9 protein-coding genes, 2 tRNA genes and 2 pseudogenes are annotated in these 12,209 nt (G+C 65.9%); 7 read left to right on the top strand and 6 right to left on the bottom strand.

Annotated features, from left to right (window positions below):
* Nucleotides 1–57 precede the first annotated feature (57 nt).
* The 5 genes from gyrB (at nt 58) to GH2_RS15565 (ending at nt 6,145) form a co-directional block, all read left to right on the top strand.
* A complete protein-coding gene (gene gyrB / locus GH2_RS15585) occupies nt 58–2,112 on the top strand; it encodes a DNA topoisomerase (ATP-hydrolyzing) subunit B (protein WP_066169883.1) in 2,055 nt (684 codons plus the stop codon).
* 98 nt (nt 2,113–2,210) lie between these two features.
* The gene (gene gyrA, locus GH2_RS15580) at nt 2,211–4,730 is read left to right on the top strand and encodes a DNA gyrase subunit A (protein WP_066169880.1); all 2,520 of its coding nucleotides are present in this window, start codon (nt 2,211–2,213) and stop codon (nt 4,728–4,730) included.
* A gap of 49 nt (nt 4,731–4,779) precedes the next feature.
* The gene (locus GH2_RS15575; RefSeq protein ID WP_244885402.1) at nt 4,780–5,907 is read left to right on the top strand and encodes a DUF3566 domain-containing protein; all 1,128 of its coding nucleotides are present in this window, start codon (nt 4,780–4,782) and stop codon (nt 5,905–5,907) included.
* A 60-nt stretch (nt 5,908–5,967) separates the two neighbouring features.
* Nucleotides 5,968–6,044: transfer RNA gene (locus tag GH2_RS15570), tRNA-Ile, on the top strand.
* A gap of 28 nt (nt 6,045–6,072) precedes the next feature.
* Nucleotides 6,073–6,145, top strand: a tRNA-Ala gene (locus GH2_RS15565).
* A 135-nt stretch (nt 6,146–6,280) separates the two neighbouring features.
* Here GH2_RS15565 and GH2_RS21655 read toward each other — a convergent pair.
* Both GH2_RS21655 and GH2_RS22265 read right to left on the bottom strand, forming a co-directional pair.
* Nucleotides 6,281–6,406, bottom strand: a pseudogene (locus GH2_RS21655) (IS256 family transposase); the annotation flags it as partial.
* Nucleotides 6,407–6,520, bottom strand: a pseudogene (locus GH2_RS22265) (transposase-like zinc-binding domain-containing protein); the annotation flags it as partial. It abuts the pseudogene before it with no gap.
* Between the two features lie 241 nt (nt 6,521–6,761).
* Between GH2_RS22265 and GH2_RS15560 the strand changes: the two are divergent.
* Complete coding sequence (locus GH2_RS15560; RefSeq protein WP_066169876.1) at nt 6,762–7,631, top strand: SGNH/GDSL hydrolase family protein; 870 nt, start codon at nt 6,762–6,764, stop codon at nt 7,629–7,631.
* A gap of 126 nt (nt 7,632–7,757) precedes the next feature.
* Here GH2_RS15560 and GH2_RS15555 read toward each other — a convergent pair whose 3' ends face one another.
* From GH2_RS15555 to GH2_RS15540, 4 genes are all read right to left on the bottom strand, one after another.
* Entirely contained in the window at nt 7,758–8,072 is a 315-nt protein-coding gene (locus tag GH2_RS15555; protein WP_066169873.1) for a hypothetical protein, read from the bottom strand.
* Nucleotides 8,073–8,094: 22 nt separating this feature from the next.
* Nucleotides 8,095–9,450, bottom strand: a complete 1,356-nt coding sequence (locus GH2_RS15550) for a dihydrolipoyl dehydrogenase family protein (protein WP_066169870.1) — start codon at nt 9,448–9,450, stop codon at nt 8,095–8,097.
* An 89-nt stretch (nt 9,451–9,539) separates the two neighbouring features.
* Nucleotides 9,540–10,943 (bottom strand): MFS transporter, encoded by a 1,404-nt coding sequence (locus GH2_RS15545; protein WP_066169867.1) that lies wholly within the window; start codon nt 10,941–10,943, stop codon nt 9,540–9,542.
* The gene (locus GH2_RS15540) at nt 10,940–11,386 is read right to left on the bottom strand and encodes a MarR family winged helix-turn-helix transcriptional regulator (protein WP_066169864.1); all 447 of its coding nucleotides are present in this window, start codon (nt 11,384–11,386) and stop codon (nt 10,940–10,942) included. Before GH2_RS15540 ends, GH2_RS15545 begins: the two co-directional genes overlap by 4 nt.
* A gap of 292 nt (nt 11,387–11,678) precedes the next feature.
* Here GH2_RS15540 and GH2_RS15535 point away from each other — a divergent pair, with 292 nt between their 5' ends.
* A complete protein-coding gene (locus tag GH2_RS15535; RefSeq protein WP_066169861.1) occupies nt 11,679–12,203 on the top strand; it encodes an LppP/LprE family lipoprotein in 525 nt (174 codons plus the stop codon).
* Nucleotides 12,204–12,209 lie beyond the last annotated feature (6 nt).

Raw genomic sequence — 12,209 nt, 5'->3', positions numbered from 1 at the left:
CTCCACCCAGTACACTGATGAGTAACTGTCCTCAATCAGAATGGGAGCTGACCCTCCGTGGCAGACACCAGCGGTAACGCACCTAAGAAGTCAAGCAAGGCGTCCTCGGGCGAATACGGTGCCGATTCCATCAGCATCCTCGAGGGTCTGGAAGCCGTTCGCAAGCGTCCCGGCATGTACATCGGCTCTACCGGTGAGCGTGGTCTGCACCATCTGATCTGGGAAGTCGTCGACAACTCGGTCGACGAGGCGATGGCGGGTTACGCCAGCCGCGTCGACGTCACGCTCCTGGCCGACGGTGGCATCAAGGTGGTCGACGACGGCCGCGGCATGCCCGTCGGCATGCACGCGACGGGCGTTCCCGCGGTCGAGGTCATCATGACCCAGCTGCACGCCGGCGGTAAGTTCGATTCGGACTCGTACGCGGTGTCCGGCGGTCTGCACGGTGTCGGCATCTCGGTGGTCAATGCGTTGTCGACCAAGGTGCAGCTCGATATCAAGCGCAACGGCGCCAACTGGTCGCAGACCTACACGCACGCCGAGCCGGGGCCGCTGGAAGAGGGAGCGCCGACCGACGAGACGGGCACCACCGTCAGTTTCTGGGCGGATCCGAACATCTTCGAGACCACCGAGTTCAACATCGAGACGATTGCGCGTCGTCTCCAGGAGATGGCCTTCCTCAACAAGGGCCTGACCATCACGCTCACCGATGAGCGCATCCACGAGGCGGTCCTCGAAGCCGAAGCCGAGGAGACCGAAGACGGCGACGCGAGCATCAAGACCGAGGAGCAGAAGGCCGACGCCGTCGCCAAGGTCAAGACGCGCGTCTACCACTATCCGGACGGTCTGGTCGACTACATCAAGCACCTCAACAACCGCACCAAGGCGCCGATCCACAAATCCGTCATCGGGATCACCGCCAAGGGCACCGGTCACGAAGTCGAGATCGCGATGCAGTGGAACGAGGGCTTCGCCGAGTCGGTCCACACCTTCGCCAACACCATCAACACGGCCGAGGGCGGCACCCATGAGGAGGGCTTCCGCGCGGCGTTGACCAGCACGGTCAACAAGTACGCGTTCGACAAGAAGCTGATCAAGGAGAAGGACGGCAAGCTCTCCGGTGACGACATCCGCGAGGGACTCGCGGCCGTCATCTCGGTGAAGGTCGCCGACCCGCAGTTCGAGGGCCAGACCAAGACCAAACTGGGCAACACCGAGGTCAAGAGCTTCGTTCAGAAGACCTGCAACGAGCACCTCGCTCTGTGGTTCGACGCCAACCCGGCCGAGGCCAAGACCATCATCCGCAAGGCCGCCGACTCGCAGCAGGCCCGGCTGGCGGCACGACGCGCCCGCGACCTGGTTCGCCGCAAGACCGCCACCGACATCGGGGGCCTCCCCGGCAAGCTCGCCGACTGCCGCAGCAACGACCCGAGCAAGTGCGAGGTCTACATCGTCGAGGGCGACTCCGCAGGCGGCTCCGCCAAGTCGGGCCGCGACTCGATGTACCAGGCGATCCTCCCGATCCGCGGCAAGATCATCAACGTCGAGAAGGCGCGCATCGATCGCGTCCTCAAGAACACCGAAGTCCAGTCGATCATCACCGCGTTCGGTACCGGCATCCACGACGAGTTCGACATCGCCAAGCTGCGCTATCACAAGATCGTGCTCATGGCCGACGCCGACGTCGACGGTCAGCACATCGCAACGCTGCTGCTCACGCTGCTCTTCCGATTCATGCGTCCGCTCATCGAGCAGGGACACGTCTATCTGGCCATGCCGCCGCTGTACAAGCTCAAGTGGCAGAAGGGCCAGGCTCCAGAATTCGCGTACAGCGACCGCGAACGCGATGTGATGCTGGAGGCGGGCAAGGCCGCAGGCAAGAAGATCAACATGGAAGACGGCATCCAGCGTTACAAGGGTCTCGGCGAGATGAACGCCAGCGAGCTGTGGGAGACCACCATGGATCCCTCGGTCCGCATCCTGAAGCAGGTCACCCTCGACGACGCGGCCGCGGCCGACGAGCTGTTCTCGATCCTGATGGGCGAGGACGTGGCCGCCCGGCGCTCCTTCATCGCGCGCAACGCCAAGGACGTCCGCTTCCTCGACGTCTGACCGGCGTCACCGACCAGCAACCCGGCGGGCCTCGGAGTTCTTCAACGAGCCCGCCCACCGATGCCACCACAGCGGCGTGCGCCGCGGGAAAGTGATTCATGAGCGACGAAACCGACCAGCCGAACGACGGCGTCGACGAGAACGGGCACGACCGCGTCGAACCTGTCGACCTCGGTCAGGAGATGCAGAACAGCTACATCGACTATGCGATGAGCGTCATCGTCGGGCGAGCCCTGCCCGAGGTGCGCGACGGCCTCAAGCCCGTGCATCGTCGACTGCTGTACGCGTCCTTCGACGCAGGCTTCCGTCCGGATCGCGGTTACGTGAAGTCCGCGCGTCCGGTCTCGGAGACCATGGGTAACTACCACCCGCACGGCGACAGTTCCATTTACGATGCGCTGGTCCGTCTCGCCCAGCCGTGGTCGATGCGGTATCCGCTCATCGACGGCCAGGGCAACTTCGGTTCCCGCGGCAACGACGGCGCGGCCGCCATGCGCTACACCGAGGCTCGGCTCACGCCGCTCGCCATGGAGATGCTCCGCGACATCACCGAGGAGACCGTCGACTTCGTCCCGAACTACGACGGCAAGACGCAGGAGCCGACGGTCCTGCCGTCGCGCGTCCCGAACCTGCTGATCAACGGCTCGGGCGGTATCGCGGTCGGCATGGCCACCAACATTCCGCCGCACAACCTCCGTGAGGTCGCCGACGCCGTCTTCTGGTCGCTCGACAACCCCGAGGCCGACGAGGAGACCCTTCTCGCCGCATGCATGGAGCGCGTCAAGGGACCGGACTTCCCGACTGCGGGCCTGATCGTCGGCACCCAGGGCATCCGCGATGCGTACATGACCGGCCGCGGCAGCATCCGCATGCGCAGCGTCGTCAGCATCGAAGAGACTCGGACCGGCGGCACGCAGCTCATCGTGACCGAACTGCCGTATCAGGTGAACATCGACAACCTGATCCAGAACATCGGTGATCAGCTCAACGACGGCAAGCTCAAGGGCATCAGCAAGATCGACGACCTCTCGTCCGATCGCGCAGGTCTGAAGATCGCGATCACGCTGCGCCGCGACGCCGTCGCCCGCGTGGTGCTGAACAACCTCTACAAGCACACGCAGTTGCAGACCAACTTCGGCGCCAACATGCTGTCGATCGTCGACGGCGTCCCACGCACGTTGCGTCTGGATCAGATGATCCGGCTCTACGTCGCCCACCAGATCGACGTCATCATCCGGCGCACGCGGTACCGCCTCCGCAAGGCCGAGGAGCGCGCGCACATTCTGCGCGGTCTGGTGAAGGCGCTCGACGCCCTCGACGAAGTGATCGCACTGATCCGCGCGTCGGCCAACACCGACATCGCGCGCAGCGGACTGATGGATCTTCTCGACATCGACGAGATCCAGGCCGACGCCATCCTGGCGATGCAGCTGCGCCGGTTGTCGGCTCTGGAACGCCAGAAGATCATCGACGAGTTGGCCGAGATCGAGCGTGAGATCGCCGACCTGCAGGACATTCTGGCCAAGCCGGAACGGCAGCGTGCGATCGTCCGCGACGAGCTCGCCGAGGTGGTCGACAAGTACGGCGACGACCGTCGTTCGCAGATCATCCCCGCAGAGGGCGATGTCACCGACGAGGATCTCATCGCTCGCGAGGACGTGGTCGTCACGATCACCGAGACCGGCTACGCCAAGCGCACCAAGACCGACCTGTACCGCAGCCAGAAGCGCGGCGGCAAGGGCGTTCAGGGCGCAGGCCTGAAGCAGGACGACATCGTCGCCCACTTCTTCGTCTCCAGCACGCACGACTGGCTGCTGTTCTTCACCACCAAGGGCCGCGTCTACCGTGCGAAGGCCTACGAGTTGCCCGAGGCCAACCGCACCGCGCGCGGCCAGCACGTCGCGAACCTGCTGGCCTTCCAGCCGGAGGAGCGGATCGCTCAGGTGATTCGGATCTCCGGCTACAACGACGCCGACTACCTGGTCCTCGCGACCCGCAACGGTCTGGTCAAGAAGTCGCGTCTGGACGCCTTCGACTCGAACCGGTCGGGCGGCATCGCTGCGATCAACCTGCGCGGCGACGACGAGCTGGTGGGCGCCCGCCTCTGCAGCGCGGACGACGACCTGCTGCTGGTCTCGAAGAAGGGGCAGTCGATCCGCTTCACGGCGAGTGACGAGACATTGCGTCCGATGGGTCGCCAGACCTCTGGTGTGCAGGGCATGCGGTTCAACAACGACGACGAGCTGCTCAGCCTCACCGTCGTCCGCCCGGACACGTTCCTGCTGGTTGCGACGTCGGGTGGTTACGCCAAGCGGACCGACATCGAGGAGTACACCGCGCAGGGTCGCGGCGGTAAGGGTGTGCTGACGATTCAGCACGATCCGAAGCGCGGTGACCTGGTCGGCGCGCTGGTGGTCGATCTCGACAGCGAGATCTACGCCATCACCTCCAGCGGCGGTGTGATCCGCACCAAGGCCAAGCAGGTCCGGAAGGCGGGTCGCCAGACGAAGGGCGTCCGGTTGATGAACCTGTCCGACGGTGACAACCTGATTGCGATCGCCCGCAACGCGGACGAGCCCGATGAGGACGAGAACGAGGGCGCGGCAGATCAGGATTGACCTGACGAGCGTTTAGGGTGGGGTAGACCCGTTCAGTGAGGAATCGCCTGTGAGCACACCGAATCAGCCGGACGACAAGAATGTCGAACGCGGGGGCATGACCCCGCCGTGGAAGCGTGGGGAGCAATCCGCTGCCACCGGGCTGACCGCTGGTGAAATGGCCAAGGCCGCTGGCGTGGTCGGAGAAGACCGCGCCGGCGGGCCGCCGCCACGAGGGGTGGTCTCGAGTTCCGGTCAGCGGCCGGAGTCCACGCCGCCTGCGCCGGAGCAGCCGTCGGCTCCTCCGACGAAGGTGCAGCCGAAGCCCGCGCAGAGTCCGCAGACCGGCCCGCAGCCGGTGCTGCCGACGTCGCAGGCGGCCGGGCCGACACCGTCGGGCCCCCACCCCCAGCAGGGACCTGCGGCACCGCCCCAGGGACCCAAGCCGCAGGGACCCAATCCCCAGACGTCTCAGCCCCAGACGCCCAAGCCCCAGGCCGGAGCGGGGTCGGCACCGTCAGGTCCGGGAGTTCCGTCGGCGTCTCCGCAAGGTCCGGGCGCCTCGGCGTCGAAGCCTGCGCCCCAGCCGGTGAAGCCCGCGGCGGCTCCGCCGGTGGTTCCGGCGGCGCAGAGCAAGCCGGGAGCGCCCGTCGCGCAGTCGGGCAAGCCGGCGCCGTTCGTGGAGTCGGAGACACGGAACATTCCGCGTGAGCAGTTGGCGAACAAGGATCAGCTGCCGGACCTGGATTCGATTCACCACACCGAGCAGGCCAAGGAGCAGGCGCTGGCGCGCGCTGCGAGCCAGACCATTCCGGCTCGCGCGTCGTCGAGCGTGCCGCTGCGTGCCGCCGTGCAGATTCGACGCGTCGATCCGTGGTCGGTCTTCAAGGTGGCCGGCGTGCTCTGTGTCGCGGGCTTCTTCATCTGGATGATCGCGGTCGCGATTCTGTACGGCGTGCTCGGTGGAATGGGTATCTGGGACCAGATCAACAGCTCGTTCGGCACCATCGTGAACGGCGACGGCAGCACCAGCGGTCAGGATCTGATCAGTGGTGGCCAAGTGTTCATGTTCAGTGCGCTGTTCGGCATCGCGAGCGCCGTGCTGCTGACCGCGCTCGCGACGATATCGGCCTACATCTACAACGTCTGCGCCGATTTCGTCGGTGGCGTCGAGGTCACCTTGGCTGACCTTGATTAGGCGCTTGACCTGCCGTTTTGGAGATGTTCGGGAAGTCCGGTAATCTTCATTCTCGGTCGAGGGCCTATAGCTCAGGCGGTTAGAGCGCTTCGCTGATAACGAAGAGGTCGGAGGTTCAAGTCCTCCTAGGCCCACCATAATTTCACCGACCGGTAACCCCGGCACGGGGCCTTAGCTCAGTTGGTAGAGCGCTGCCTTTGCAAGGCAGATGTCAGGAGTTCGAATCTCCTAGGCTCCACAGAAGAAGCATATTTAGATAAGCCCCAGACGTTCACTCGTCTGGGGCTTATCTCGTTCTCCTCGTCGACGGGGACCGCAGCCGTGGGTTAAAGGCCAAAATGTGTGTATGGCCCGGGCGTGGCGGCGGGGCGTTTTATCCGTTTCTGCCTCCCCAGCCGTGCTGAATGCCGTTCCCGTCCTCCCAGTTGAAGCCGGTGTCGTAGGCCGCCGGTCCGATCTTCTGGTCGTCGAGCGGCGTTTGTTTTGGCCGCTGCGGTGGCGAGGCGCCGCACTGTTGGCAGCGCCAGCGGGTGCGGCCGGCGCTGGTGGTTCCGTTCTTGACGAGCTTGCGACCGCATACACCACACGAGGGGGAATTCCGAGGACCTGACACCGAACATGCTTTCAAAGCATGTTCAACCCACCATCACACGAGGTCAGGCACCAGAAATCGACGGATCTATACACACATTTTGGCCTTTAACTCGCAGCCGTCCGTTGAACTGACGAGCTCGCCGAGGACCTCATCGGTGCAGTGGATTTCTCGAACTCTCCGTAACGGCTGGCGAAGTGGGTTAGCGTGCAACCCGAAGACGAAGTAGATCAATCGATCGACTGATGAGGCGGTAGCGCCGATGGGATTCGCGACAATGGCCAAGGCGGTGGGGGCGCTCGCCGCGACGGCGGCGCTCGGCGCGGGGCTGATGCCCGCAGCGGCTGAGGCTGCTCCGACTCCGGTGAAGTACGTGAATCTGGGCGACAGCTATTCGGCTGGTTCCGGAGTGCTCCCGCTGGCTGAGGACGTCTCCATCGGGTGCGCCCAATCGGCACAGAACTATGCGAAGATCGTCGCCCGCACCAACGACATGAACCTCACCGATGTCAGTTGCGGCGGAGCAGCGACTGACGACTTCTACACCTCGCAGCAGCCCGGGGTCCGCCCGCAACTCGCTGCACTCGATGACGACGTCGACCTGGTGACCTTCTCGATCGGCGGCAACGACGAGAACCTGTTCGGTGGAATGATCGGAGACTGTGTCATCGCAGGCATCGGCGCGGGGATGCGTGGTTCGCCGTGCGCGCACCAGGATATGGGCACGGCGTCGAAGACCATCCGTGAGATCACCTATCCGAATCTCGTGAAAGCGATGAAGGCTGTGCGAGCTAAGGCACCGAATGCCCGCGTCGTCGCGCTGAACTACCCGTGGATCGCCCCGGATCGCGATGCCCCGTGCAACGGAATGCCGATCGCCGCAGGCGACGGGAAGTTCACGCATCGGGTTCAGTCCTGGCTCAACGACGCGATCGCACGCGCGGCGAAGGAGACCGGCGTGACGCTCGCCGACGTGGCCGCGGCATCCGTCGGACATGATGCGTGCAAGCCGCAGGGCGTCCGCTGGGTGGAACCGCTGCTCTCGACTGCCCAATTCGTACCGGTCCACCCGAACGCTCTGGGTGAGCGGGAAATGGCGAAGGTGACTGCGAAGGCGCTGGGGCTGAAGTAGACGCGGAACGGACCTCTGTTTCCGTCCACCGCCGATTGTGACCCGCTCCGGGTAACGATCGGCGGTGGAGCGGTCAGACTCTGTTTGGGACGGTCGGTCGCCGCGATTCAGATCGCGGCACCGAGGCTATGACACGGCGGATCCCCGAAGCGCGGCTGCGAGTTCTGCCAGGGAGGGAAGGCCCGTGCCGGTGGGGTAGATCCGGCACGACAGCGCGCCGGTGCTCGGCGCGGACGGAAAGGGGTCGACGCCGTCGATCAGGAACGTGGGCGAGCCTGCGAAATCCCACTGGCGCCCCTCGTCTTCCGTCGCGATGACATGGATGATGACCGGTGTATCGACACAGCCGGACTGATCCAGCGCCTCGGCAATGAGCGTGACGGCTCCGTCGTGGTTGGCACAGTCGGGCACGACGAGCAGGTCGACTCTCGACACAGACATTCCTGATCTCCTCTGCTGCGATTCAGATCCCGGCCAGCACCCCGTTGAACATCTCCGATGTCGACGGATGCGTGAAGATCGACGATGCGAGTTCGGGCGCGGTGATGCCGTGCCGCATCGCCAGGGCGACGAGGTTGACGACCTCTTGGGAGTCGACGCAGAACAGGGTGGCTCCGAGGATCTGCTTGCTCGACGCGTCCACGACCACCTTGATGATGCCCGCCGGATTGTTGACGATCTTCGGTCGCGGGAGTGTGGGGATGTCGCGGACCATCGTCGAGGCGACGATGACGTCGAGGCCGCGCTCGCGCGCCTGCGTCTCCGACAGGCCGACGCGCGCCAGCGGCGGGGTGACGAAAGTGGTGGTGGGGACGGCCACTCGGTCGCTGACACGGCGGTCGCCGGCGCCGAGGAGCAGATCTTCCAGGATGCGGTTGTCGTCCAACGACAGGTAGGTGAACTGGGGGCCGCCGTGGACGTCGCCGATCGCATACACGCCCGGTGCCGAGGTGCGGAGCCGATCGTCGACAACGACGGCGCCGCGGTCATCGACGTCGACGCCGGCGGCCGCCAGGTCGAGGTCTGCGGTGTTCGGGCTCCGTCCGGTCGCGAGGAGGACGGCGTCGGCGGCGAACTCACGTGTCTCGCCGCCGATCTCGGCCGTGACGGTGACCTCGGTCCCGGTGTCGGTGAACGCGCGGGCGGCAGCGCCGGTCACGATCTCCACACCGGCGTCGGTCAGCACGTCGGTCAGGACCTGCGCGACGTCCTCGTCGTCGCGGGCGAGCAGGCGGTCGTGCCTGCTCAGCACGCGTACGGACGAACCGAAACCAGCGAACATCGAGGCGAACTCGAGGCCGATCGGACCGTCTCCGACCACGAGCAGTCGCTTCGGAAGCGGGTCGACGTGCTGGATCGACTCCGAATCGTGAACGCGCGGGCCGTCGGCGCCGGGGAGGTCGAGGGGTGTCGGCGTCGCGCCGGTGTTGATGATGATCGTCTCGGCGCTGATCCGCGTGGCGCCGTCGGCCGTGGCGACCTCCACGGTCGATGCGTCGACGAACCGCGCTGTCCCGTCGATCAGGGTGACGCCGTCAACGGTGTCGAGCATGTCGTAGTTCTTGGCGCGCATCGCCGCCGTCAGCGTGTCCCGGCGGTCCACGGCCGCAGCGAAGACGGTCGCGTCGTAATCGGTGCCGTGCGGGACCTGCGAGTCGTGGACCAGGATCTTCGTCGGGATGCAGGCGACGTTGATGCATGCCCCGCCGTACATCGCCGACGACTGCTCGACGAGGGTCACGCTGCGTCCGGCGCGCGCCAGTGTCCCCGCAAGCGTCTTGCCGCCCTTGCCCCAGCCGATGATGAGTACGTCCGTCATTGATCCACCTCTCGTCCCCACGCGATGTCCCAGGAACCACGGTAGTGGCGTGCGCCGGGCGGGGAGGCCTTCATCGCGAAGTCCGGTAATCAGCCCCGCCGCACCTTCGGACCCATGTGCTTCGACCGCAGGACCCCCACCAGGAGCAGGACGCCGACGGCGGTGATGAACCAGCCGATGTGCTTCATGCCGACGTCGTCGATGGCGCTGCCGGCGATCGTCGTCGTGACGACCACGGCGAGGTTGGCTCCGATGAACGCCATGGTGCGGTACATGCCGATCGACGCGCCGACGTCGTCGACGGTGGTGACCGTGTTGATGAGGTTCTGGTTGCCGATGTTGTTGAAGCCGTTGGGGATTCCCATCACCGCGGCGACGATGAGCAGCACCACGACCGGGGCGGTGGACCGTTCGACCGAAGCGATGAGGATGCCGCCGACGACGAGCGCGGTGGTGCCGATGGCCAACGTCGTGCGGACGCCGTATCGGCGATAGGTGCGCGAGCCGATGCTGGTGGCCAGCACTCCGACGCCTGCGACGGGCAGCATGGTGAGGCCCGCTTCGATCGGCGTCATTCCGCGGACGGTCTGCAGCCACTGGGGGATCCCGAAGAACACGCAGTAGAAGCACACGTAGGTTAGCAGGGCGCGGCCGAGGGTGGCGCTCAGCGCCGCGTTGTTGACGAGCGCGCGGACGTCGAGAAACGGTTCGACGGTCCCGCGTTCGTGGATCACGAACAGCACGCCGGCGATGATCGCGATCGGCGCGGCCCAATAGTAGGGCGTGGCGCGCAGCGAGATGAGGAACAGCATGGCGGTGGTGAGGGCGACGACGAACAGGATGATCCCGCCGAAGTCGAGGCCGCGCAGCGACGTCCGCAGGGAATCCGAGCTGCCGCCGGCGAAACCGACGTCGGCGCGCATCACCCACACGGCGCAGATCGCGACCACCGGCAGGTTGACCCACAGGATCGAGTGCCAGCCGAACGTGCCGACCAGCAGTCCGCCGATGGTGGGGCCGAGCGCCGCCGTGGACTGGCCGCACATGACGAGCAGAGCGATCGCGGTCCGCGGATGGCGGTCGTAGCGGTCGGCGTAGGCGCGGAGCATGGTCATCGCATTCGGCGTGTGCACTGCGATGCCGGTCCCGATCAGCACATAGGCGCCGATGAGGACACCGAGGTTCGGCGCGAGCATGCCCACCACAGAGCCCGCGGCGACGAAGACGAGTCCGGCCATGAACACGCGTCGAGCACCAAAGATGGCGCCGAGTCGGCCTGCCATCGGTGCGCAGACGGCCGTCGTGATGTACATCGCCGAGATGATCCACGAGACGCCCGCGGAGGAGCCGAACTCGGCGGCGATCGCGACCACGGCGATCGCGATCATCGACGAGTTGATCGGCTGCAGGATGCTGCCCGACGCCAGGGGGCCGCTCACGCGGACGGGAATGGGTTTGGGAGTGACCGGGACGTCGCTCTGCATGGCGGTCATGCCTCGCCGCCTGACGTCTCGGGTTCGTGGCCGGTCGCGATGCGGCGCAGCAGGGTGCCCGCAAGAAACAGGAGTTCGCGTTCGACGGGCGTGCACGTGGCGTCGATGGCGTCGGCGAGCCAGCGGCTGCGCTGTGCTCGGTCGGTCTCGAGAGTCTGATGCCCGGAATCGGTGATGGTGATGAGGACGGCGCGACCGTCGTTCGGATCGGGATCGCGGGTGACGAGCCCCAAGGCTTCGAGGGACGCCACGGTACGGGCGACGGACTGGGGTGCGATCATCTCCACGTCGGCGAGCGCGCGGGCACTGACCGGACCGATCCGGTCGACGTGCGCGAGGGTCTGCACCTGCGACGGGGTGAGCAAATGTCGCGCAGCTTGGCTGCGGATCTTGCGATTGAATACGGTGATGTCTTCTCTGAGTTGAACGATGTGGTCGTCCACGGTGGCCTCTCACTAGGTACTTAAACAGTGTAGCTGTCTAAATTTCCCAATGATGGGCAAACGACTGCCTAGTTGGTCACAAACTAGGTAGCAATGCTGTTTATCTCGCTCGACTCGGGCCCACTGCCTGTTGAGGCGTCGATCCGGCGGAGCGTGCCGAGTCATTCAATTGAACGACGTCCGCGGAACGCGTGGCAGTGCCGACGCGACAGACCGGGTGCGGGAACCGCGACGTCGTGATCCCGCGCCCAGCGGTCGGGGAGTAGACAGTCGGACACGAAGGAGCACCATCATGCGTCATCGCATCAAGGCCACCGCTGCCGCTCTCGCCGTCGCCGTGACGGCCGCGGTCGGCACCGCAGTCGGCATCGGGCAGGCGTCCGCCGCGCCCGCGAACGGCTCGAGTTCCGCGGCATGCCGCACCGTCCCGACCAGCCGCGTCGACGCCGCGGTGCGACGGCTCGCACCGCCGTTCCCCGGGCGCGACATCCCGTGGGTGGTGACCGACAAGGGCACGACCATCGGCTGCTGGTTCGGGTGGGCGCAGGTCTACCCGCGCGGCGCCACCGGGAGTTCGCCCACCCACATCCTGTTCTTCGACCACGACCGGTTCATCTCGACCGCGACGCCGAAGCCCACCGCCTTCACCCACGTCGTGGGCAGCGCCTGGCCCGGTGAACTCACCATCTCGTACCGGTGGTTGATCGGCGACGACGCCAACGCCCACCCGCGCGGGCACGCGAACGTGCGTTTCCAATCGATCCCGTTCCTCGCCCCGTTCGCCATCGACCCGATCCCTAGGCAGGTCCTGCGGTAGCTGCGG

The organism is Gordonia hydrophobica NBRC 16057, from assembly GCF_001592365.1.
Lineage (GTDB): Bacteria > Actinomycetota > Actinomycetes > Mycobacteriales > Mycobacteriaceae > Gordonia > Gordonia hydrophobica.
The sequence above is the reverse complement of the archived record's forward strand: the minus strand, read 5'-3'. Positions and strand labels throughout refer to the sequence as shown.